General features: G+C 57.5%; 20 protein-coding genes. 11 read left to right on the top strand and 9 right to left on the bottom strand.

Features of this window, described 5'->3' with window-relative positions:
* Nucleotides 1–165 precede the first annotated feature (165 nt).
* Nucleotides 166–705 (bottom strand): VOC family protein, encoded by a 540-nt coding sequence (locus Q0L62_RS13840; RefSeq protein WP_296681034.1) that lies wholly within the window; start codon nucleotides 703–705, stop codon nucleotides 166–168.
* 49 nt (nucleotides 706–754) lie between these two features.
* A complete protein-coding gene (locus tag Q0L62_RS13835; RefSeq protein ID WP_296681031.1) occupies nucleotides 755–1,876 on the bottom strand; it encodes a cobalamin-independent methionine synthase II family protein in 1,122 nt (373 codons plus the stop codon).
* Nucleotides 1,877–2,026: 150 nt separating this feature from the next.
* Between Q0L62_RS13835 and Q0L62_RS13830 the strand changes: the two genes are divergently transcribed.
* Nucleotides 2,027–3,421 carry an aminomethyl transferase family protein gene (locus tag Q0L62_RS13830; RefSeq protein WP_296681029.1) on the top strand — a complete coding sequence of 465 codons (1,395 nt, stop codon included), beginning with the start codon at nucleotides 2,027–2,029 and terminating at the stop codon, nucleotides 3,419–3,421.
* 26 nt (nucleotides 3,422–3,447) lie between these two features.
* Nucleotides 3,448–3,849, top strand: coding sequence for a nuclear transport factor 2 family protein (locus Q0L62_RS13825; protein WP_296681026.1), 402 nt, complete (start codon nucleotides 3,448–3,450; stop codon nucleotides 3,847–3,849).
* A 16-nt stretch (nucleotides 3,850–3,865) separates the two neighbouring features.
* Here the strand turns inward: Q0L62_RS13825 and Q0L62_RS13820 are convergent, their stop codons facing one another.
* Together Q0L62_RS13820 and pobA are read right to left on the bottom strand one after the other, a co-directional pair.
* Nucleotides 3,866–4,840, bottom strand: a complete 975-nt coding sequence (locus Q0L62_RS13820; protein ID WP_296681023.1) for an aldo/keto reductase — start codon at nucleotides 4,838–4,840, stop codon at nucleotides 3,866–3,868.
* Nucleotides 4,837–6,006, bottom strand: coding sequence for a 4-hydroxybenzoate 3-monooxygenase (gene pobA / locus Q0L62_RS13815; protein WP_296681020.1), 1,170 nt, complete (start codon nucleotides 6,004–6,006; stop codon nucleotides 4,837–4,839). The genes Q0L62_RS13820 and pobA overlap by 4 nt, the downstream gene beginning before the upstream one ends.
* Nucleotides 6,007–6,335: 329 nt before the next feature.
* On the opposite strand from pobA, the gene Q0L62_RS13810 reads away from it, so the two are divergent.
* On the top strand, nucleotides 6,336–7,235 hold the full coding sequence (locus Q0L62_RS13810; RefSeq protein ID WP_296681018.1) for a tyrosine-protein phosphatase: 900 nt from the start codon (nucleotides 6,336–6,338) through the stop codon (nucleotides 7,233–7,235).
* Here Q0L62_RS13810 and Q0L62_RS13805 read toward each other — a convergent pair.
* A complete protein-coding gene (locus Q0L62_RS13805) occupies nucleotides 7,232–8,101 on the bottom strand; it encodes an alpha/beta hydrolase (protein ID WP_296681016.1) in 870 nt (289 codons plus the stop codon). The genes Q0L62_RS13810 and Q0L62_RS13805 overlap by 4 nt on opposite strands.
* Nucleotides 8,102–8,220: 119 nt before the next feature.
* Between Q0L62_RS13805 and trxB the strand changes: the two genes are divergently transcribed.
* Nucleotides 8,221–9,183 (top strand): thioredoxin-disulfide reductase, encoded by a 963-nt coding sequence (gene trxB, locus Q0L62_RS13800; RefSeq protein WP_296681014.1) that lies wholly within the window; start codon nucleotides 8,221–8,223, stop codon nucleotides 9,181–9,183.
* Here trxB and Q0L62_RS13795 read toward each other — a convergent pair.
* From Q0L62_RS13795 to Q0L62_RS13780, 4 genes are all read right to left on the bottom strand, one after another.
* Nucleotides 9,180–9,968: a hydrolase 1, exosortase A system-associated gene (locus Q0L62_RS13795; RefSeq protein WP_296681011.1), complete on the bottom strand. Its 789-nt coding sequence runs from the start codon at nucleotides 9,966–9,968 to the stop codon at nucleotides 9,180–9,182. The genes trxB and Q0L62_RS13795 overlap by 4 nt on opposite strands.
* On the bottom strand, nucleotides 9,965–10,534 hold the full coding sequence (locus tag Q0L62_RS13790; RefSeq protein ID WP_367183306.1) for a hypothetical protein: 570 nt from the start codon (nucleotides 10,532–10,534) through the stop codon (nucleotides 9,965–9,967). Before Q0L62_RS13790 ends, Q0L62_RS13795 begins: the two co-directional genes overlap by 4 nt.
* Nucleotides 10,535–10,641: 107 nt before the next feature.
* Nucleotides 10,642–10,905, bottom strand: a complete 264-nt coding sequence (locus tag Q0L62_RS13785) for a phosphopantetheine-binding protein (RefSeq protein ID WP_296681003.1) — start codon at nucleotides 10,903–10,905, stop codon at nucleotides 10,642–10,644.
* Nucleotides 10,906–10,937: 32 nt separating this feature from the next.
* A complete protein-coding gene (locus tag Q0L62_RS13780; protein ID WP_296681000.1) occupies nucleotides 10,938–11,936 on the bottom strand; it encodes a GNAT family N-acetyltransferase in 999 nt (332 codons plus the stop codon).
* 34 nt (nucleotides 11,937–11,970) lie between these two features.
* On the opposite strand from Q0L62_RS13780, the gene Q0L62_RS13775 reads away from it, so the two are divergent.
* The 7 genes from Q0L62_RS13775 (at nucleotide 11,971) to Q0L62_RS13745 (ending at nucleotide 21,099) form a co-directional block, all read left to right on the top strand.
* The gene (locus Q0L62_RS13775) at nucleotides 11,971–13,494 is read left to right on the top strand and encodes an acyl-CoA ligase (AMP-forming), exosortase A system-associated (protein ID WP_296680997.1); all 1,524 of its coding nucleotides are present in this window, start codon (nucleotides 11,971–11,973) and stop codon (nucleotides 13,492–13,494) included.
* Nucleotides 13,491–14,717 (top strand): pyridoxal-dependent decarboxylase, exosortase A system-associated, encoded by a 1,227-nt coding sequence (locus tag Q0L62_RS13770; RefSeq protein ID WP_296680992.1) that lies wholly within the window; start codon nucleotides 13,491–13,493, stop codon nucleotides 14,715–14,717. The genes Q0L62_RS13775 and Q0L62_RS13770 overlap by 4 nt, the downstream gene beginning before the upstream one ends.
* 184 nt (nucleotides 14,718–14,901) lie before the next feature.
* Nucleotides 14,902–15,546 carry an XrtA/PEP-CTERM system exopolysaccharide export protein gene (locus Q0L62_RS13765; protein ID WP_296680989.1) on the top strand — a complete coding sequence of 215 codons (645 nt, stop codon included), beginning with the start codon at nucleotides 14,902–14,904 and terminating at the stop codon, nucleotides 15,544–15,546.
* A 17-nt stretch (nucleotides 15,547–15,563) separates the two neighbouring features.
* Nucleotides 15,564–17,081: an XrtA system polysaccharide chain length determinant gene (locus Q0L62_RS13760; RefSeq protein WP_296680983.1), complete on the top strand. Its 1,518-nt coding sequence runs from the start codon at nucleotides 15,564–15,566 to the stop codon at nucleotides 17,079–17,081.
* Nucleotides 17,082–17,091: 10 nt separating this feature from the next.
* The gene (locus Q0L62_RS13755) at nucleotides 17,092–18,204 is read left to right on the top strand and encodes an AAA family ATPase (RefSeq protein WP_296680980.1); all 1,113 of its coding nucleotides are present in this window, start codon (nucleotides 17,092–17,094) and stop codon (nucleotides 18,202–18,204) included.
* A 5-nt stretch (nucleotides 18,205–18,209) separates the two neighbouring features.
* The gene (locus tag Q0L62_RS13750; RefSeq protein ID WP_296680978.1) at nucleotides 18,210–19,907 is read left to right on the top strand and encodes a preprotein translocase subunit YajC; all 1,698 of its coding nucleotides are present in this window, start codon (nucleotides 18,210–18,212) and stop codon (nucleotides 19,905–19,907) included.
* Between the two features lie 16 nt (nucleotides 19,908–19,923).
* A complete protein-coding gene (locus tag Q0L62_RS13745) occupies nucleotides 19,924–21,099 on the top strand; it encodes an XrtA/PEP-CTERM system-associated ATPase (RefSeq protein WP_296680975.1) in 1,176 nt (391 codons plus the stop codon).
* Nucleotide 21,100: the final 1 nt, after the last annotated feature.

Genomic DNA, 21,100 nt, shown 5'->3' with positions numbered 1-21,100 from the left:
CGCAGACAAGCCTGTGATTTGTCACCTGGCCTGCCATCGTTACCGAGTTTGCAATTTTGTGAAGCTTCGGCCCGAAGGCCTGAAACATCGCGATCTGCAAACGCCGGAGTTTCGACTCAATTCGTATGTGACACAAACATTATTTTATGCGGCGTGCAAGCAAAATCAAGCGAACGGACGGATCGGGTCAATCCCGTCCCATCCGTTGCATTGGCGCCACATGCGGGTGAAGGTGGACTCCATACCGTCAGTCACTGGAAGAAGCTCAACGAAGCCAGGTTCGTTCCTGCCATCGTCCATGTACGCTACAGATCCGCCGGTGGGCACCGCCGCGTCATAGGCCAGCGTGTAGCCGCGACTTTCATATTCGGCGATTGCCGCTGCCATATCTACAAAGGCGATGCCGACGTGATGAAAGCCATAACCGCGCGTATCGATAAGTTCCTTGTAGACCGAAGGCTTGCTGTCGAGCGGCTGGATCAATTCGATATTCATGTGCCCGGCAAAGGACATGGCAATCCGCACATCGGCCGTGGAAGGTTTTCCGCGGTAGTTCTGATCAGGTGCCAGGAAATGATCGATCACGAACCAAGGGCCGGTACGCGCTTCCTTGCTCCACCATTCAATTGACGCTTCCAGGTCTTCGACGACATAGGCCATCTGCATGATCTGGCCTTCGGCTTGTCCAAACTCAAACGTCTTCATCGCTCGTCCTCCCGTTTGCCGCCGCTACTGCGGTTCGGCTCAATTCGTTTCAGGTTCTCGCGTCGGCAATGTCGGCTCCTGCACGCAGTGAGCGCAGCTTTTTCCAAGTTACTGCTGGATCGATCTTGCCATAACCGGCGAAGGTGCCGAAGCCGCAGTCAGTGCTCGCGACGATGCGCTCCTTGCCGACAATGGCAGCAAACCGTTCGATGCGCTGGGCGATCAGCTCTGGATGCTCGACATAGTTGGAACAGGTATCGATCAGTCCAGGAGCAAGAACTTTTTCGTCTGGGACCTTTGCATCCCGCCAGACTTTCCATTCATGCTCGTGTCGCGGATTGGCCGCTTCGAACAGTATTGTGGAGGGGCGCGCACTCAGGATGATGTCGATCACTCGTTCCAGAGGAATGTCATGATCGTGCGGACCTTCGTAATTGCCCCAACAGATGTGCATCCGCATTCGATCTGCCGGGATAGTGGAAGTCGCGGCATTTAGAGCCTCGACATTGGCTTGGGCGATTTTGAGAAATTCGGCCTCGCTTACATCTTGATAGCCGGTGTGCCGCGACATAGCGAGATCGGGACAGTCGAGCTGCAGCATAAAACCCGCTGCGGCAATCGCTTCGTACTCAGGCCGCATGGCGTCAACCAGATCGGCAAGATAGGCCTCGTGACTTGGGTAATACTGGTTGGGCTGAAAAGCGGTAATAAGGCCAGGCGATGCGGCGTTCATGAAGCCACGTGCGGCTTTGCCGGCGGTCGCCTTGGTAAAGCGGGCAATGTCTTCACGGCACGGGTCCAGATTGACCAGCCTGACCGGGCCGATGCAGGCGGCGCGAACAAACTCCTGATCACCCATTACCGCAGCCAGTTTCTTGCGAAATTCAGGGAGCGGAGCCAGATCAGCAGCGGGCTTGCGCGGCACGTCGCCGCCAAAACCGGACAGCCGCTCGGTCATGTAGGTCGAATAACCTATTTTGCCGAGTTCGCCATCGCTGACGAAGGTGACGCCGGCTTCGATCTGGCGGTCGACGGCATTGGTTACCGCTTCTTGCACCACCAGGTCGAATTGGCCGGCGTCAAAAGCTTCACCGTGATCGCGCGCCAGCAGCAACGGTACCAGTTCTGGTCCGCGCGGCAGACTTCCGACATGGGTCGTAGCGATTGGCATCTGCTCTCCTTCTGCGACCCATTACGGGCTCACGATATTGTAAGTAACACTTACATTACTGATTGACCAGATCGTTTGTCAAACATACAGGTAATAGCCGATCCGTCAGCACGGAAGCCAGACAAAGCGATAAATCCGGGAGAATGCTACATGTCAAAGTCGCTCGAATCGCATCTGCATGATGCCGGTGACATCGTCGATCTTCTGCGCAATCAGCAGGTTGGCCCGAATGTCTACCCAGGCGTACCCGCCGAGTTTTCGAATTGGCGCAACGAGCAGCGAGCTTGGGCTCAGACGTGCGTGCTGTTTAACCAGTCTTACCACATGGCCGAATTGATGGTTGAAGGACCGGATGCCTTTTCGTTTTTGAACCATCTGGGGATCAACAGCTTCAAGGGATTTGTCCCCAACCGAGCCAAGCAATACGTGCCGGTCAGCAACGATGGTTATGTCATCGGCGATGTAATCCTGTTCTACCTGGCCGAAAATACCTTCAATTTGGTCGGCCGGGCACCCACACTTAACTGGCTGATGTTCCACGCCGAAACCGGCGACTTTGATGTGACGGTGACATACGATGAGCGCACTGCTGCGCGTCCAGATCCTGAAAACCGCCGTCATTATCGCTATCAGGTCCAGGGGCCCAATGCAGCCAAGGTGATCGAGGACGCGACAGGTGAACCGGCACCGGACCTAAAGTTCTTTCACATGTGCAACATGATCATCGGCGGAAAGACTGTGCTGGCGCTGCGCCACGGCATGGCCGGTCAGCCGGGGTTCGAACTGATGGGCCCATGGGAGGACCGTGACGCGGTCCATGCCGCTTTAGTAGCAGCTGGGAAGGCGCATGGCATGGCGCTGGTTGGCGGGCGGACTTATTCATCTAATACGATCGAATCCGGATGGATTCCTTCTCCGCTGCCTGCCATTTATACAGGAGCAGAAATGCAGCCCTACCGTGAATGGCTGACCACCAAGCATTACGAGGCCAATTGCTCAATTGGTGGCAGCTATGTGCCAGACAGTGTCGAAGGCTATTATCTGAGCCCGTGGGATCTGGGTTACGGTGCTTTCGTCAAGTTCGATCACGATTTCATCGGTCGTGCTGCGCTTGAGACGATGGCAAACCAGCCCAAGCGCAAGAAGGTAACGCTCGCGCTGGATAGCGCATCGGTCACCGACGCAATTTACTCGCAGTTCGAAAAGGAGGGGCTGCGCGCAAAATATATGGAGTTTCCTAGCGCGGTCTATTCGATGCACCCCTTCGACCGCGTTGAAAAAGACGGCAAGCTGGTCGGCGTCTCAACGTGGATTGCTTATAGCGCCAACGAGGGCAGGATGCTGACCTTGGCAATCCTTGATGAACCTTATGCCGAACTTGGAACCGAGGTCGACTTCATCTGGGGTGAGCCTGATGGCGGCACGTCAAAGCCAACTGTCGAACCGCACCGCCAGGTCACGATCAAGGCAACGGTTGCCGCTGTGCCTTATTCCGAAGTAGCCCGCACAGTTTATGCCAAAAGCTGGCGCAACCAGGCCGCCTGACGGGGTAGAGCGACGAAGGACTGCTGATGGAACCGCTTGACCGCCTGATCGCCGAGCGCGAATGCGAGCGGCTAATCCTCGATTATGCGGCCTTAAACGACGCAGCGCGGTGGGACGATCTTGCTGCGCTTTATCTGCCTTCCGGGCGGATGAGCCGGCCTAGCTCGCCAGATGTGTTCGTTGAGGGGCGCCAAGCCATACTGGCCGCATTTCAAGCCCGTCCGCCGCGGGCCTCGCGGCATATCTGTGCGAATATCAAGGTGTCGATACAATGCAGCACTCAGGCTAGTGCCGTCAGCCAGATCCTGCTTTTCACCAGCGCCGAGGGGCGGCCCCTGGTCGGTTCGTATAACGACAGATTCGAACTGACGTCTGAAGGCTGGCGTTTTGCCGAACGGCGCGGAAGCATCGATTTTACGGACAATTGATTGGATCGCGTCAGACTCAAGTCAGCCCTGCATTTGAAAGGGTCGACAGCTGGGCGGCAGTCAGATTCAGCCGGACAGAAGCAAATAAATCTTCAAGCTGGGCGATGTTCGAAACGCTGGCGATCGGTGCCGCAATTCCGGGCTGAACGCGCAGCCAAGCGAGTGCAATCTGAGTCAGATTGGCGCCGGTTTCGCGGGCCACCACGTCCATTGCCTCAAGCACTGCCAGCGCGGGTTCGCAGAAATAATCGGTGACACGGTAACTGCGGTTACCGGTAAGATCCTTTGCACTACGGTATTTGCCCGTCAGAAACCCCGAAGCGAGTCCGAAATAGGGTAGCACCGCAATGCCTCGGTCGACGCACAAATCCTGCAATCCGCCCTCATAGGCAATTTGCGGACCGCGCCGCTCCTTCAGGCGTTCGGCGATGAGGCCACGCGAGACAAGATTGTACTCAGGTTGGAGCACTGAATAGGGCGTGCCGACGGCGAGGGCGCTTTCCAGACGCTCGGCGGTGAAGTTGGATGCGCCCAGATTGGCTATCTTGCCCGCAGAAATCAGAATGGAAAAAGCCTCGGCAACCTCCGATTGATCGGTTTGTGGATCATCCTGATGGGCATAGTACAGATCGATCTGATCAATCCCGAGCCGCGTCAGCGATTCCTCACAGGCAGCTGCTATACGGGCAGGTGCCAGCCCCTTGCCGCCGGTCCCGGGCAGCATGCCGACCTTTGTGGCAATCCTGACCCTGCCGCGCTTGCCCGTTGTTTTCAACCAAGCACCGATAACGCTTTCGGATTCACCGCCGCGGTGTCCCGTAATCCACGCCGAATAGACATCGGCGGTATCGATCATGCAGCCCCCGCCATCTACAAAGGCATCTAGGATACGAAAGCTTTCCGCCCGGTCTGCGGTCCAGCCAAACACGTTTCCGCCCAGCACGATCGGCAAACCGTCTAACGCTGGATTGGACGCAAACGGGTAAGTCATAAAGGCAATCCTACATAGTTTTCGGCGATGGCTGTTTGTGCAGCGGCGCTGCCGGCGATATAATCCAGTTCGGCACGCTGCATTTGCCGATCAAACGCAGTGTCTCCGGGAAAATGATGCATAAGACGAGTAAGGGAAGCACTGAAGCGCGACGCCTTCCACACACGTTTCAAAGCTGTCTCAGGATAGGCAGCCAGTTGGTCGATTTCTCCATAGCGGAAATAGCTGGTCAGACCGCGGGCCAGGTAGATCACGTCTGACGCTGCCAGATTGAGGCCCTTGGCCCCGGTCGGGGGAACTATGTGTGCCGCATCCCCGGCCAGGAACAGGCTGCCTGCGCGCATCGCCGTACATACGAATGAGCGTAACGGGGCAATGCTCTTTTCGATCGCAGGCCCGCGGGTGATTGAGGCGGCCAGATCCCGTCCAAGCCGCAGGCAAAGTTCATCCCAAAAACGCTCGTCGCCCCAGTCTTCGATTTTTTGGTTGAGCGGTATGTCGATGTAGTATCGGCTGCGGGTGTGAGATCGCTTGGAAGCCAGGGCAAAACCGCGCGAATGATTGGCATAGACGATCTCGTCGTGGCACGGAGGCACATCGGCCAATATTCCCAGCCAGCCGAAAGGATAGCGCCGTTCAAAAACCTGATCCGGAGGCAGCGGCATCGCGCGGCGCGCGGCTCCGTGAAATCCGTCGCATCCGGCAATGAAGCGGCAATCCACCCGGTGCTGTGTTCCGTTCTTGTGGAAGGTCACAAACGGCGCATCACTGTCGATGTCGTGCAGTGCGACGTCACTTACCTCGTAGAAAATCTCCAGCCCGCGTTCGGGCGCGGCGGTCATCAGGTCCCGGGTGATTTCGGTCTGGCCGTAGACGGTCGTGTGCTTGCCGGTCAGGTCTGCGACATCGATCCGTATCATTCGGTTACCTTCGGCAAGATTGAAGCCGTCTTCACGGATGCCTTCTTTCCTGAGCCGCTCGTCAAGCCCCAGATCTCTCAGCAAGTCAGTTGTCCTCTGTTCTAGCACGCCCGCCCGGATCCGCCCTAGGACATAGCCGGCGCTGGCGCGTTCCAGCACGACACACTCAATATTCTCAGCTCGTAGCGAGTGGCCAAGCATCAGGCCCGCCGGACCTCCGCCGATAATCGCTACCTGCGTCTTCATGCCTTCGGCTCCTGCCTTAGCGGACTTATGACGGAGCGGTAACGGGTGTCCGCCGCACGACACTGTGAAAATCTCAGCCGTTCCAGAGGTTTACGGAACTTGCGAAACGGCATCGTCATTTCCTCTCTCTCGCGCACGCCTCAATTTCGGCCTGGCCAGCGCAAATTGCCGCATTACAGTTCATCGTCTGCGTTCATTCAAGCGAGCATCAAGCCGCCGACAAACTGATAGCGCACCGGTTGTTATGCTGGTGATCAACGGTAAACGCATTCAGGTGGATACTTATTCCAGGCGCTTATCATTTTCGTTTGTAATACGTACAATAATCGGTGCAAGCCAATTCCCTGACTGACGGCGAAACATGCGCAGCGAACGTCAACGACTTTCTGATTGAACGGTTCCTGCCGATCCGCTTGCGTGGCACGGGGCAAGCTGCCATCGCATTCGCTATGACCAATTCTCGTCTTCTGCCGCTCGATGCCGTTAACAATTTTCGCGATTATGGCGGCTACGCCGCAGCAGATGGCCGTCGGATCCGTACTGGGCGTCTTTGGCGATCAGCCCAGCATGGTGAAGCGAGCGGCAGCGATCTCGACGCAATCCATGCCTTGGGTATTACCCGCGTTGTTGACTTGCGCGGTCCGTCGGAACGCGAAGCCAGTCCGTGCCGGCGGCACTCTAATTTCAATGCAGAGGTCTGGTTTCACCCTGAGGAAACCGCCGGCCTCGCGCTTCATACTGACGCCGCCGACGGAGCATTTACGGCGGCGGAAGCAAAAGCAGCGATGCTGCGGCTTTATGACGGTATCGCCTTCCGCGAAAATCTCGTGCCGATGCTCAAGGTCTACTTTACCCTCCTTGGGCGCAGCGCAGAACCAAGCCTGGTTCACTGTGTCGCGGGCAAGGACCGCACCGGCTTTGCTGTTGCAATGCTGCAAGAAGCGCTTGGTGTTCACCGCGACGACGTTATGGCAGACTACCTGGCGACGAATTTCGCCAGTCGCCTCGACGAACGAATAGCGAGCGGAGCATTCCGCGACATGCCGCGATATTCCTCCTTTGATGCTGAAACGGTACGCGCGCTGTGGGGCGTTGAAGCTGATTATCTGAATGCCGCCTTCGCCGCCATCTCTCTAAGGTCAGGCTCGGTAGAAGATTATCTCGAACGCGTTCTCGGAATTGGACCTGCTCAACGGGATCAGCTGCGCGAGCTATATCTCGAAGACTAAAGGAACGCGCGGACTTCGCGCATGAAGCGGTCGAACTGGTCGTGATGCAGCCAGTGTCCGGCGTTTTCGAACTCGATCACCCGATGATCCCGGAACAGCATTGCCCGTCCATCGATTTCCGGATTGGATGCCCAGCTGTCCGCACCATACAAGAAGAGAATTGGGCAGTTGATCGCGCCCCACAATTCATTTGTCCGTTCCTCCGGGGTATCTTCGAATGGCCAGACGTTGAGATAGGGGTCGAACTTCCAGCTCCAGGTGCCGTCTTCGTTGCGACTGGCGCCGTGAATTGTCAGATGGCGTGCCTGTTCATCGGTGAGGAAGCTGTTTTCCTCTTTCATCCGGGCGTAGGCTGCCTCGATCGTCGGATAGCGCCGGGGAATGCGGCCCGATGCAGCGCGCCGCGCGTCGATCCATTTGCGAAAGCGATTGGCGTATCCTTCGGCCTCACGCTCGGCGCGAACCTTGGGTGAGGGACCAAGCCCCTCGATGTTGACCAGCTTGCGGACCTTGTTCGGGTATAGGCCCGTAAACCGCGAGGCCACATTGCCGCCTAGCGAATGTGAAATAATTGTCACCTGATCGTGCCCAAGCGTGTGCACCAGCTGGGCAAAATCATAGACGAAGGCGTTCATGTCGTAATTGCCATCAGGAGCCCAGGCGCTGTCGCCGTGGCCGCGCAAATCAGGTGCAATGACGTGCCAGTCCCTGGCCAGTTCCTCCGCTACCCAGTCCCAGCTGCGCGAATGGTCACGCCCGCCATGTTGCAGGATAAGTGGCGGCTTTTCTGGGCTTCCCCAATCTACGTAATGCAGCCTGAGGCGTTGCGAGAAGAAGCTGTTCGATGTCGGACCCTGGTACTGCATGTCGCAGGGCTTTGCGACGAAGAGCGCGGCGCGTCAACTTGTGGGGAACATGGCTGTGAAGTTTGCGCTCGCGGGCGTCGCTACCTACATGCCACGCAAGACAGTTCGGGACATTTTTCATGACTACCTTCACCACCAAGATGCTGATTATCGGATCAGGTCCGGCGGGGCTTTCCGCTGCGATTTACGGTGCCCGCGCCGGGCTTGAGCCGATCGTCGTCCAGGGCCTGCAACCTGGTGGCCAGCTAACGATCACAACCGATGTCGAAAACTATCCGGGATTCCGCGATGTAATCCAGGGTCCTTGGCTGATGCAGGAAATGCAGGCCCAGGCTGAACATGTTGGTACTCGCATGTTGTGGGACACCATCACTAGCGTTGATCTGGCGGGCCCACCGTTCCGCGCCGTTGGCGATGGTGGCGATGTTTATGAGGGGGAAACGCTAGTCATAGCCACGGGCGCCCAGGCCAAGTGGCTGGGTGTGGCTGGAGAGCAGGAGCTTTCTGGCAAGGGCGTTTCAGCCTGTGCAACGTGTGACGGCTTCTTCTATCGCGGCAAGAAAGTGGTCGTCATCGGCGGCGGCAATACGGCTGTCGAAGAGGCGCTATACCTTACCAACCATTCGCAGGACGTTACCTTGATCCATCGCCGCGACAGTTTGCGCGCCGAGAAGATACTGCAAGACCGTTTGCACGCCCATCCGAACATCAAGGTGCTGTGGAACAAGGCCGTAGAGCGGTTTGTCGGTGATGAGAAAGGTCTGACTGGAGTAGCCCTGCGGGATACGGTTACTGGCGCGGAATCGGTCGAAACGACCCACGGCGCGTTTGTGGCAATTGGCCATGCCCCTTCGACAGACTTGTTTAAAGGGCAGCTTGCTGTCGACGCTGGCGGATACTTGATTGTCGAGCCGGGCACTCCCAAGACCGCCATTCCTGGCGTCTTTGCCTGCGGCGACGTGATGGATCATACCTATCGCCAAGCGGTGACGGCCGCCGGGACCGGCTGTATGGCGGCGCTTGATGCCGAACGCTTTGTAGCCGAGCGCAATTTCGAAGTTGCGCAGTCGGCAGCCTATTAGGTTTCCAACGCTTTCAAGATTTGGCCTAGAAGCCAACTTCGTGCATCGCGTTCGACAAAGCTATGGCTAGCATCGGGACAAAGATGCAACCTTGGGTCGGCCTTGTCCCACAGGTCTAGGAAGGACAGGCCTGTCCGGTCGTTTTGCGCAATCAATATTTTGACTGGTCCTTCGAACGGCAACAGTCCGCCTTTTATTTGTACAAAGAGATCACTGGATCTGCGATTGAGGACTGCCGCACCCGTAAAACTGGAGGTGAGCGAGCCGAGAGCGACTTTTCCGGTCAGCAGTCGCAGCCACGCGCGCGGATCGCTAAGACGGCGCCGGTAATGCGCTCTCAGGCGTTGAGTGGTCATGACAGGGGCTGCAGGAGTGTCGCTGGCCACGGGATCGAAGGTCCACGGATTAGCGAGCACTAAACCATCACAGCCTGTGCCGCCTGCCAACATCAGCGCGCTTGCAGCATCGCAGTTGCCGAATGCGACGATCCGTTCCAGTGCCGGCTCATGCAAGCGAAAGGCACGCAAGGCCGCTGCGATATCAGACGCGCTATTGGCAAAGCCGGTATTTTCGCCCTCGCTGTCGCCTACGCCGCGGCGGTCATAGCGGAACACCGGAAAACCAACTGCGGCGACGTGTTTTGCAAGGTCAGCCTGGCAGTTCCACGGACCCGAACGAACTTCATTACCGCCGCTGACGATCAACAGGCCGGTGGGCTTATGACCCGGGTCGAGCGTACCCGCCAAGAAGCTGCCGCGGCAAGTGAAGGTTACATGTTGCCTCACGCGGTAAGGCTCATCACGATCACAGCGGCCAAGGCATCGGCTTGCACAGGATCGAAATCAGGTTCGGCGCGCAGCCACAAAGCACGACCCCCAATGGTGGCATGATCGACGATGCAGATTTCGCTGCGCGTTTGCGGAACGAGCGATTGCAGTTGGCGCAACATTTCCCCGGACAGATGAAAGCCGGCTAGTTCTATGCCATCTTCAAGGCCGTTGGCCAGAAGGTCATCAATGTTTTCATCTCGCCCGGCCTCTCGCGCGGCGATTATGCGAGCACGCAGCAGCGTCTTGAGAATGCTCGCACCCTTGAGAGGCGCATAATGCCAGCCGGCCATCGCCGGGGGGCACAACAGCCCTCCGCCGCGGATTGCCAGAACCCGGGTCGCGGCAAAATGACGGGAAGCGGCGTGAATCGCGGTCGACCAGTCTTCAGGTTCGATTGTCGCCAGATCCTGGCCACTTTCGTTGCAGCCCGGCAGATCAGGCAAAAAGCTGTCAATGCCCGCGCCGTCAAGGCGGCGCATCACCTCGACCGTAAAGTGCCGCAACTTGTTGGCTTCGTCCAAAAGCGCAGGGATAATAAGGATTCGCGTGGCGCGAGCTTGGTCAAAAACTAACGCGTATTCATCCGCGATACCGCCACCGGGCAACGGGCAAGGATAATACGAAGGTGTCACGCCGTTTCGCGCTTGGCCTTCACGAAATCCAGCAGCGATCCATAGGTTTCGAACAGATCGCCATCGACTTCATCATCATCAATCACGATATCAAAGCGGTCTTCAAGCTCGGTTAGCAATCCTGCGACCGCCATGGAATCTAGTTCAGGCAGATGTCCGAATAGGCCGGTATCGGCGGTGAACGAGATCAATTTATCATGGGCGAGCCCGAGTACGTCGGCCAGCACATGTCGCAACTTGTCATCGATTGAGGCAGTCATGGCAGTCTCGTTTTACGAATGGCCCGTATGGCTTACCCGCGCTGCGTGGCGCGGCGCAAGGCATAGAGGGCGATTATTGGCCAATTTCCCGGCCATTGCGGCCTGAGCATATCAAGCCGGTAGCGGATTCGCACATCATCCATCCAGTCGCGCTTGTAGGCATCGTCACCCGTACCGAAATCGACCATCGAAACACGGTCGCGATCAATTACCTCTTCGAACAGCGCGGCTGACAAAGTGGTACCGGGCGAAAGAGCTTTGGCGTCGTTGCGGTGGGCGAGCTTGTGGATGAAAGCCGTACCATTTTCGACGGTCCAGAATTGGGCGGCAACCGGAGAGCCATCGACCGATCCGATTGCCATGCGCAAGCGTCCGGCCGCTCCTTCCTCTTGCGCAAAACGTTGCAGGAATGCCGCTGATCCTTCCTCTGGCTTCCAGCTATCAGCGTAGATCTGCTCATAGGAAGCATAGGCGTGTGCATCATAGGTACGAAATAGTTCGACATCCAACTTGCCGCTCTTGCGTTTCAGGGTGGAGCGTAATTGCCCCGGACGGGCCGCTAGAAACGACGCATAGTCACTGCCCCCAACATTAAGGATGTGGTTAGTGTCGCTCGGTGCTTGCCAAACGCTCCATCCCGCAACCCTGAAGGCACTTGCGAGATCTTGCGCATCTTCCCCGCTCAGTCTGTCGAGAGTTATCCGCGGCGCCTCACAAGCCAGCGCGCTGGCCATTTCTTCTAGCAATTCCGCACGCCGTGATGCCTTGGAAATCAATGGGGTAAGGCGAAAGGAATACCAGTTTTGGAAGCCGACCAAAGCGCGCCGTTGGCGCATTAACGGCAAAATCGCGCGATCAAGGCCGTCTGATGAAATGACAATCATTGGGGTCATGGCGCAGGTTTCGGCAAGATTGCGCCACCATTCGATACGGTCGAAGGGCGCTGTAGCGTATGGCGCAGTCAGCAGCGCAGCTGTGGCTGCGTCGCCTTGCACTTCGTTAAGATCATCGTGATAGTTAACCACGATCACGCCATTTATTCCTTTCCGGAGCCTTGGATTCCCCGTGCCTGCCGAACCGCCTAATTCAATCCGCACGCTTGATCAGCTTGCCTTGCGCGGCCGGGATAACGACCCCGCGCTGGTCCTGCGCGAGGGCATTCTTAGTTACAAGGATTTAAGGGATCGTGTCGCTGCCTTGGCAGGATGGTTACAGGCGCAGGTAAAGCCGCAAGGGGAACGCGTGGCGACTTGGGCCGCGAAGGGCGAGTTGACATGCCTTATGCCGCTTGCTGCGGCGCGGGCCGGACTGGTTCACGTCCCGATCAATCCCCTGCTCAAACGCGCGCAGGTAGGGCATATTCTTGCGGATAGTGGCGCGCAACTGCTGATCGCAAATGAAGCGCGACTTGCTACCTTGAGTTCAGGAGACATTCCTCAATCGTGTATTCTCGCTGACGAGAAAGCAGTGTTGTTTGCCAAAGGCCAGGCAATCCGGGTCACAACTGCACCGGGCGAACCCGGTGATCTGGCTGCGATCCTTTATACTTCGGGCTCCACCGGGCTTCCCAAGGGAGTCATGCTTAGCCATGCCAACATGTGGTTGGGGGCGCAAAGCGTAGCGCAATACCTTGGCTTGGCCGCAGATGACCGTGCGCTGGCGGTTTTGCCGCTTTCGTTCGATTATGGTCAAAATCAGCTCCTTTCGCACTGGTATGCCGGCGCAAGCGTTGTTCCACTGGATTTTTTGACCCCGCGTGATGTGGCGAAGTCGGTCGCCAGGTACTGCGTCACCACGCTTGCTGCTGTGCCGCCGTTATGGGTACAGTTGATCGAATTGAATTGGCCTGCCGAAGCTGTGGCGCCGCTACGACGGCTCACTAATAGCGGCGGATCGCTTACAATAGATTTGGTGCGCTCCTTGCGGACGCTTTTTCCGCAGGCGAAGCTGTTTCCAATGTACGGGCTGACTGAGGCATTCCGGTCAACATATCTTGATCCTGCGCTGGTTGATGACCACCCGACATCGATCGGTACCGCGATCCCATATGCAGAAGTTCTGGTGATCAACGATTCCGGCGATGTCGCCGAGATCGGCGAAGAGGGTGAGTTAGTCCATTGCGGCCCCCTTGTTGCTCAAGGCTACTGGCAAGACCCACAACGTACGGCTGAAAGATTTCGACAGGCGCCCTCAGCTTCGCAATATGGCGGCATTGCGGTTTGGTCGGGCGATCGGGTTCGCCGAGATTCGCAAGGTCTGCTCAGCTTTGTCGGTCGCCGTGACGCCATGATCAAAAGCGCCGGCAATCGCGTCAGCCCCCAAGAAGTCGAGGAGGCCGCGCTTGCCACCGGCTTGGTGGCTGAGGCCGTCGCGCTCGGGATTAAGGACAAAAGATTGGGGCATGCGGTACATCTTGTAGTGCGTCCGCGTACTGAAAGTTCACACGCAAAAGAAGAATTGCCGCGTATTCTTATGAAAGAATTGCCTAATTTCATGCAGCCAAAAGAAATTCACTGGCGGTCAGTGTTGCCACTATCGCCCAACGGCAAGATCGACCGGGCCGCATTGGCCGAAGAGCTAACGGCATGAAGCCGTTAGGGCCTATTCCGCCGGGTTTCACCAATATCGAAGGAGAGTTGGCTGTTTCCGGACGAAAGGCCAGCGCGCTGGTGGCTGCTGGCGGATCAACGCCGCTGTTTGTTTATTCCGAACAACTAATCCGGCGACGCTTGTCCGCCTTGCGCCAGGCAATGCCAGGCCGACTTTCACTAAACTATGCGATTAAGGCGAATCCGTTTGCGCCAATTTTGGGTTTGATGGATGGTTTGGTCGATGGCTTTGATATCGCCTCTGGCGGTGAGCTGTCGCTGGTTCAGGCAGCGGGCATCAATCCTGCACGGATCAGCTTTGCTGGTCCGGGAAAGCGCGACTTCGAGCTTGAGCTTGCGATTTCGGCGGGTGTCACGCTAAATCTTGAATCGTCAGGTGAAGCTGACCGCGTATTGGGTATAGCGGAGCAGTTGGGCATAACGCCGCGTCTTGCGATCCGGGTCAATCCAGACTTTGACTTAAAAGGGTCCGGCATGAAAATGGGCGGTGGGGCCAAGCCGTTTGGCGTGGATGCCGACCAAGTGCCAGATTTGGCCAGGCGGATCATCCAGGCAGGGGCCGACTGGCGTGGCTTTCATATTTTCGCCGGAAGCCAATCGCTTGACAGCGAAGCGATTGTGCAATCTCAGGCTGAAACACTGGGACTTGCGGCACGCTTAGCCGAAGCAACCGGCCACGCTCTGCCGCAATGCAATCTGGGCGGAGGCTTGGGTATTCCGTACTTTCCCGGCGATTTGCCGGTAGATTTGATCTTGATCGGTCAACGCATTGCAGATGCTTTTGAAAAGCTGCCGGACGTGCTGAAGGCAACTCGATTCTGTCTTGAAATGGGCCGCTATCTAGTTGGTGAAGCAGGCATTTATCTTACAAGAATAGTAGACCGGAAATGCAGTCATGGTGAGACCTTTCTGGTGGTTGATGGCGGATTGCACCATCAGCTGGCTGCAACCGGCAATTTCGGTACGGTAATTCGCCGCAATTATCCGGTTGCGATCGCCAGCAGGTTTGATGCGCTGGTAGAGGAAGAGGCCAGTATAGTTGGCTGCCTTTGCACGCCGCTCGACCGCATTGCGGAGAAGGGTGGTTTCCCACGCGCCGATATCGGTGATCTGGTCGTTGTCTTTTGTGCCGGCGCATACGGCGCTAGTGCAAGTCCGGCGCAATTCCTTGGGCACGGTCCAGCAGTCGAAATGCTGGTTTAACAAGGACTGTCCCACCCGTTCCATAATGGGACTGGGCTGACAAATCCCTCTGAAACCCGGCTAGTTGGGTTCAAGGCTAACGCAATATTCACCCTTTTTACCGATAGCGGGACGTGAACAACCGTATCGCCGCGCGGGGTAAGGCCTTGCTGCGCGAAGGTAAGGTGCAAAAAGGACTTGGCCGATGCCGATTACCCGTGTGAATCAATTACTGGCCAGTACTGCTATTTTGAGTTTGGCGCTGAGTGGCTGTGCCGGGCGATCTGCCGGACCTCAGCTTCCGCCAGCGTCGTTTGTGGCGATGCAGGAAGGGCCCGGCGAAGAGTACGTCATCGGGCCGCTTGATGAACTGACTATTTTCGTCTGGCGTAACCCGGAACTGGGGGCAAAAGTACAGGTGCGTCCCGACGGGCGCATTACGACGCCGCTGATCACCGACATGCCGGCCGTTGGTAAGACCCCCAAAATGCTGGCAGATGACATTACGCTCCAGCTGTCACAGTATATCCAGGATCCACTGACGTCGGTCATCGTCAACAAATTTGCTGGCACCTTCAGTCAGCAGGTCCGGATCGTGGGCGCAACCGAGAAACCTGCTTCACTTCCGTATCGCGCTAACATGACGCTGCTTGACGCGATGATCGCAGTCGGCGGCCTCTCAGAGTACGCCTCGGGGAACAGGGCCAAGCTGATCCGCTTTGACAAAACGGCCGGAAGCCAAAAGGAATTTGCCGTTCGCCTGGGCGATTTACTTAAGAAGGGCGACAGTTCGGCAAATGTCATGCTTATGCCCGGGGACGTGATCATCATCCCCGAAAGCGCGTTCTAAAGACGGGCAGGGGCACCATGAACTCGATCTTCGACGAAGCTCGCGCAGCACTATTCAGCGTCTGGCATCGACGGTGGCTAGCACTTGCGGTCGCATGGGCGATTTGCATGATAGGCTGGCTGCTGGTTGCGTTTATCCCCAATAACTATGAATCGAGAGCACGGATTTTTGTGCAGCTCGATGATGTGCTGGCCGACGTGACCGGCATTCCGTCTGACAGCAAACGCGATATAGACCGGGTTCGCCAGACGCTGACCAGCGCAGTCAATCTTGAAAAAGTTGTCCGAAGCACGCGGCTGGGCGAAGACGTTACTACGCCAAAAGCGATGGAAAACACCATATTAGGCTTGGCCAAAACCGTAAAGGTGGAAAGCCAGCAAGAAAATTTGTTCGAAATTACCGCGCGTTATGGCGATGGTTCGCACTCGGATGCCCAGAACGCAAAGCTGGCGCAAGATATTGTCCAAAAAATGATCGATATTTTTCGTGAGGAAAACTTGTCGGGTAACCGGGGCGAGATGACCCAGTCGCTGGATTTCATGAACCAGCAGCTTACCGTGCGACAGATAGAGCTGGAAACGGCCGAACAAAAACGCCTGGCTTTTGAGACACTAAATCCCGATGCGGCTGGTGGCGGCCTGTCGGTATTGCAGAAACTGGAAGCTAGCCGAGCTGAATTGCGCGGAATCGACGCCGATCTGGCTGCTGCTCAAAGTGCGCTCGCTGCAATTAACGGCCAGCTTGCCGGGACTCCCAAAACGCTTCCCGGAACTGCATCCAGCGGAGGTGCACGCGGCGCGCTGGCGCAAGCGCAGTCCGACCTTGCGAGCATGAAGGCCCGCGGTTTGACCGACAACCACCCCGATGTGATCTCTGCGCGTAACCAGGTTGTATCGCTCCGTTCTGCGGCCGCTGCCGAAAGCGGGCCGGGTGGCGTGCCCAATCCGGCCTACAGCTCGCTTGAATCGATAAGGGCCGATCGTCAGGCCACGGTCATGGGACTGACTGCCCGCCGAGCCTCGGCGCAAGGTGATATCTCGCGCATTACTTCGCAGCAAATAACCAACCCGCAGGTTGCGGCTGAGCAGCAGCGGATTAACCGCGATTATGATGTTCTCAAGCAGCAGTATGACAAATTGCTTCAAGACCGCGAAGAGCTGCGTCTGCGCGGTCAGGTTCAGACAGAGCATAGTGCGGTCAAGTTTCAAGTAATCGATCCGCCTACCACACCGCGTGGGCCGGTGTGGCCAAACCGTCCGCTACTGCTTTTGGGTGTGCTATTTGCCGGCATTGGCGCAGGCGTCGCCGCCGCCTTTGCCGTAGGCCAGTTGCGTTCGACCTTTGCCACTACGGCAAAGCTTGAACGCGCACTCGATCTGCCGGTGCTGGGCGCGATCACGACAACACTCACTGATGCCGGACGCAGCCAGCGCCGAAAGTGGGGCAAATTGTTCTACGCCGCAAGCGGCGCCCTTTGTGCCTTGTTCGTCTTGCTCATGACCGCCGAGTACATTCAGCGCGGCATGGTCGCGTGAGGGGATTGAAATGACCAAGCACAGCAAAATCCCCGTTCCCGGCACCGCTGACGAAGGCACCTCAGCTGCGAACGCGGCGAAAGATACAGGTACTTTAATCGAGCGTGTGGTCCGCAATTTCGATCTGGTGCAGCTCAATTCTCCAGCGATTCCTGAAAACCTTATTCCCCCGGCTGCCAAGCGCCGCCGCTACCGCCGCGCAGGCGACAGGGTAGAAGAAGCGGTGGTGTCACCGGTCGAACCGGAAGTAGCGCCGCGTGCAGAGCGGCGCTCTCCAACGGCGTTTTCCGAACCGCGTCCCGAAGTGGTCGAGCCTGAAGTGATTTCGCCCATGGGTTCGCCTGCACCTACTGCGCTGGCCAAAATGGCCGAGCCCGTGCGTTTCAACGGCGAGCAGCATGCCATCAGCCGCGAGCATTTGCGCGAACAGGGGCTGATTGTACCCGAAGGTACCGTCACCGGGCTTCTCGAAGAGTTCCGCATCGTCAAGCGCCAGCTCCTTCTGCAAGCCTCGCAGCTAGCCCAGCAAGGCATGGGTGCCGAAGCGCAACGTGTCCTGGTTTGCTCGCCCCACTCGGGTGAGGGAAAGACTTATACCTCGGTGAACCTTGCCCTGGCGATCGCTGCCGAAAAGGAAACCGAAGTTCTGTTGGTCGACGCCGATTTTGCCAAGCCTTCGGTCCTGTCTTCGCTTGGCCTGCCCGGCGGGCCGGGTTTGATGGATGCCCTGGCGAAACCCGAACTTGACGTTGTCGATTGCGTGGTCGGGACAGACATTCCGGGCCTATGGGTGCTGCCCGCTGGCAATGCTACTACTTCAGACTCCGAATACCTTTCAAGCTCGCGCACCCGCCATGTTCTTGACCGCTTGACCCAGGGTTCGCCCCACCGGTTTGTCATCTTCGATTCGCCTCCGGCGCTGGCCGCTTCTCCAGCAGCGGAGTTGGCGAAATATGTTGGCCAGGCAGTGCTTGTCGCACGCGCTGATCGAACCGGGCAGGGCGCCCTTGAAGACGCCATCGACTTGCTTTCGGCTTGTCCGAATATCCAGCTTTTACTGAACGCCGTGCACTTCAGCCCAAGCGGTCGACGCTTTGGCTCATACTACGGCTACGGGGGATGATCATCATGTCGCGCAATCTCAACCGACTTGCTGTTGCAGCAGTCCTGGCTTTGGGTTCGCCTAGCGCCGCACTAGCGCAAGAGCTGCCTTTCAGTGACGTAGCCGATGACGGCTCCGCCACCGACGCCACCGCGCTAACCGCTGCCGTCAACCGCGCACCGCGTATTACGGTTTCGCCTTACATCGAAGCGAGCCAGGCCCTGTTCGCCCAGCTTTCGCCAAGCCACGATACGTTCACTTACACCACACTGGCGGCGGGCGTTGATGCCGCGATAGCCGGAAGAAATAACCAGGGTTCTGTATCGCTGCGTTATGAGCGACGGTTTGGCTGGGGCGATAATGCGATCGATTCAGATACCCTGTCAGGCGTAGCTCGGTTCCAGACCGCGATCGTCCCGCGCGCAATCAATTTTGAAATCGGAGCCATGGCTGCCCGCAGTTCGGTTGAAAACAACGGATCGACGGTCAACGGGCTTGAACTCGGCAACAGCACCCAGGTCTATTCGGTTTACGCGGGACCCAGCGTTGCGACCCGTACTGGCGATGTTGCGATCAACGGCCATTACTATTTTGGATATAACCGGGTGACCACGCCCGATACACTTGTACTGGCACCGGGGCAGGATCCCGTTGACCTGTTTGCCAGCTCAACCCTGCACAATGCGGAACTGCATTTCGGGACCAAGGCGGGGGAACCGCTTCCGGTCGGCCTGGGTGCTGGTGTCGGGTACAACCGCGAAGAAATATCCAATCTCGATCAGCGTGTCGAAGACTTTCATGCCCGCGGCGATGTAGCTGTTCCAGTTACCAGCGATCTCCAACTGGTCGGCGGCGTGGGCTGGGAGAAAGTCAAGGTTTCAAGCCGCGATGCACAGGTCGACACGTTGACCGGATTGCCAGTGATTGGCCCCGACGGCCGATTTGTCACTGACACCTCCGCACCGCGCCAGATCGCATTTGAAAGCGAAGGACTTATCTGGGACGCAGGCGTGCTATGGCGGCCAAGCCGACGTACCGCGTTCGAAGCCCATGTCGGCAAGCGCTACGGGTCGACCACATATTATGGCAGTCTTGCCTATGCGCCCAACACGCGGATGAACGCAAATGTGAGTGTTTACGACAGTTTGACCGGACTTGGCGGGCTGTTGAACCAATCGCTTATCGCGTTGCCGACCCAATTTGATGCTCTTCGCAACCCGCTCAACGGCGATCTCAATGGGTGCGTCGTTTCGCAGGGTCCAGTGTCGGCCGGGCAAGGCACCTGCCTTACCGGCGCGCTTAGCAGCCTGCGGTCGTCGGTGTTCCGTAGTCGCGGTGTAAACGCCAGTTTAGGTTTAAAGAGCGGTCGGTTCGGATACGGCCTTGGAGCCGGATACGATCGTCGCCGCTACATCGCCGCACCCAATTCGGTGTTGGGTGTAACTAATCTGACCATCGACGAAAACTGGTGGATCGGTGCTTATCTCAAAGGTCAGATTGATGCGCAGTCTTCGGCCGGCGCAACGGTTTGGGCCAATTGGTTCGATAGCGGAGATGCCTTGGCTGGCAAGACCAACGGGGTTGGCGCTACCGCATATTATAACCGTTCGATCAGCAGTCGGTTGAGCGCAACCGCCGCTATCGGCCTTAATGGGGTCAACCGCGAAGACCTCGAAGACGTGTGGACTGCTCAGGCTTTGGCCGGCGTCCGCTATCAGTTCTGAGCCTGGAGTAACTTCGATGTTCGACGATTTTTATGGGCTTACAGGGCGAGCGTTCCAGCTTACGCCAGACCCTGCATTTTATTTCGAGAGCCTGACGCACCGGAAGGCGTTGTCCTACCTTTCCTATGGCTTGGCTCAAGGCGAAGGCTTCGTCGTCATCACAGGCGAAGTCGGGGCAGGTAAATCGACTTTGGTAGCGCATTTGATGGCAACCATTGATCCCGTGCGCCTGACCGCCGCCCAGATAGTTACCAGCAAGCTAGACGGTGAGGAATTGGTCCATGTGGTAGCCCAGGCCTTTGGACTGATCGTCGAAGGACACGACAAGGCCAGTGCACTTGGCGCGATCGAAGCTTTCCTGCACGATGAGGCCCGCGCGGGTCGGCGCTGCCTTCTGGTCGTTGACGAAAGCCAGAACCTCGAGCTCGAGGCGCTGGAAGAACTTCGTATGCTGTCCAATTTTCAGCTTGGCGCGCATCCTTTGCTGCAAACCCTGCTGCTGGGACAGCCCGAATTTCGTGAAACAATCCAGGTACATCCTCAGCTTGAGCAGCTCCGCCAACGTGTGATTGCTGCACACCACCTGGAAGCGATGGAGCAAGGCGAGGTTCAGGCTTATATAGAACATCGTCTGACGAAGGTGGGCTGGGAAGGAAATCCTGCTTTCGACCCTGAAATCTTTGCCGAAGTGTTCGAAGCATCGGGAGGGGTCCCACGCCGCATCAACCAAATCTGCAACCGCCTTATGCTGTTGGGAGCCATTGAGGAACGCTGCCGGATCGACGGTGGGATGCTGGGTACGGTGCTGGAGGAACTTGACCGTGATGGCGCGATGCAATTGCCCAAGCCCGAGCGTCTGATCGAGGAAGCCGGTGCTGCGGCGCAGGCTGACGCTTTTGCCGCGGCTGTCCGGGTTCCTGCAGTTGACCTGGCGTATGTCCAGGCTTTGCTGTCCGAGCGCGATTCACAGATTGCCGAGTTGCAACAGGCGGTGATTGAACTGGCCAATGAGCGCGAGGCTGCACCAGATGGAATTGGTCACGGAGTCAGCGCGGCGGCGATGGACCAGCTCGAAGTCAAGTTCGCAGCGCTTGAAGCGAAGATGCTGGAGCAGGAACGGACCATTCGCCATACCCTGACCATGCTGATTGAGTGGATCGAGGCAGACGATTCCGGCCGCGCAGCTGCCTGAC

It is taken from the genome of Novosphingobium sp., from assembly GCF_024642085.1.
Classification (GTDB): domain Bacteria; phylum Pseudomonadota; class Alphaproteobacteria; order Sphingomonadales; family Sphingomonadaceae; genus Novosphingobium.
The sequence above is the reverse complement of the archived record's forward strand: the minus strand, read 5'-3'. Positions and strand labels throughout refer to the sequence as shown.

Excerpts from the sequence above, each read along its gene's own strand:
- Q0L62_RS13840 (WP_296681034.1), bottom strand. The coding sequence starts at position 705 with ATGAAGACGTTTGAGTTTGGACAAGCCGAAGGCCAGATCATGCAGATG.
- Q0L62_RS13835 (WP_296681031.1), bottom strand. The coding sequence starts at position 1,876 with ATGCCAATCGCTACGACCCATGTCGGAAGTCTGCCGCGCGGACCAGAA.
- Q0L62_RS13765 (WP_296680989.1), top strand. The coding sequence starts at position 14,902 with ATGCCGATTACCCGTGTGAATCAATTACTGGCCAGTACTGCTATTTTG.
- Q0L62_RS13805 (WP_296681016.1), bottom strand. The coding sequence starts at position 8,101 with ATGCAGTACCAGGGTCCGACATCGAACAGCTTCTTCTCGCAACGCCTC.
- Q0L62_RS13750 (WP_296680978.1), top strand. The coding sequence starts at position 18,210 with ATGTCGCGCAATCTCAACCGACTTGCTGTTGCAGCAGTCCTGGCTTTG.
- Q0L62_RS13770 (WP_296680992.1), top strand. The coding sequence starts at position 13,491 with ATGAAGCCGTTAGGGCCTATTCCGCCGGGTTTCACCAATATCGAAGGA.
- Q0L62_RS13745 (WP_296680975.1), top strand. The coding sequence starts at position 19,924 with ATGTTCGACGATTTTTATGGGCTTACAGGGCGAGCGTTCCAGCTTACG.
- trxB (WP_296681014.1), top strand. The coding sequence starts at position 8,221 with ATGACTACCTTCACCACCAAGATGCTGATTATCGGATCAGGTCCGGCG.
- Q0L62_RS13825 (WP_296681026.1), top strand. The coding sequence starts at position 3,448 with ATGGAACCGCTTGACCGCCTGATCGCCGAGCGCGAATGCGAGCGGCTA.
- Q0L62_RS13760 (WP_296680983.1), top strand. The coding sequence starts at position 15,564 with ATGAACTCGATCTTCGACGAAGCTCGCGCAGCACTATTCAGCGTCTGG.
- Q0L62_RS13755 (WP_296680980.1), top strand. The coding sequence starts at position 17,092 with ATGACCAAGCACAGCAAAATCCCCGTTCCCGGCACCGCTGACGAAGGC.
- Q0L62_RS13820 (WP_296681023.1), bottom strand. The coding sequence starts at position 4,840 with ATGACTTACCCGTTTGCGTCCAATCCAGCGTTAGACGGTTTGCCGATC.
- pobA (WP_296681020.1), bottom strand. The coding sequence starts at position 6,006 with ATGAAGACGCAGGTAGCGATTATCGGCGGAGGTCCGGCGGGCCTGATG.
- Q0L62_RS13785 (WP_296681003.1), bottom strand. The coding sequence starts at position 10,905 with ATGACTGCCTCAATCGATGACAAGTTGCGACATGTGCTGGCCGACGTA.
- Q0L62_RS13830 (WP_296681029.1), top strand. The coding sequence starts at position 2,027 with ATGTCAAAGTCGCTCGAATCGCATCTGCATGATGCCGGTGACATCGTC.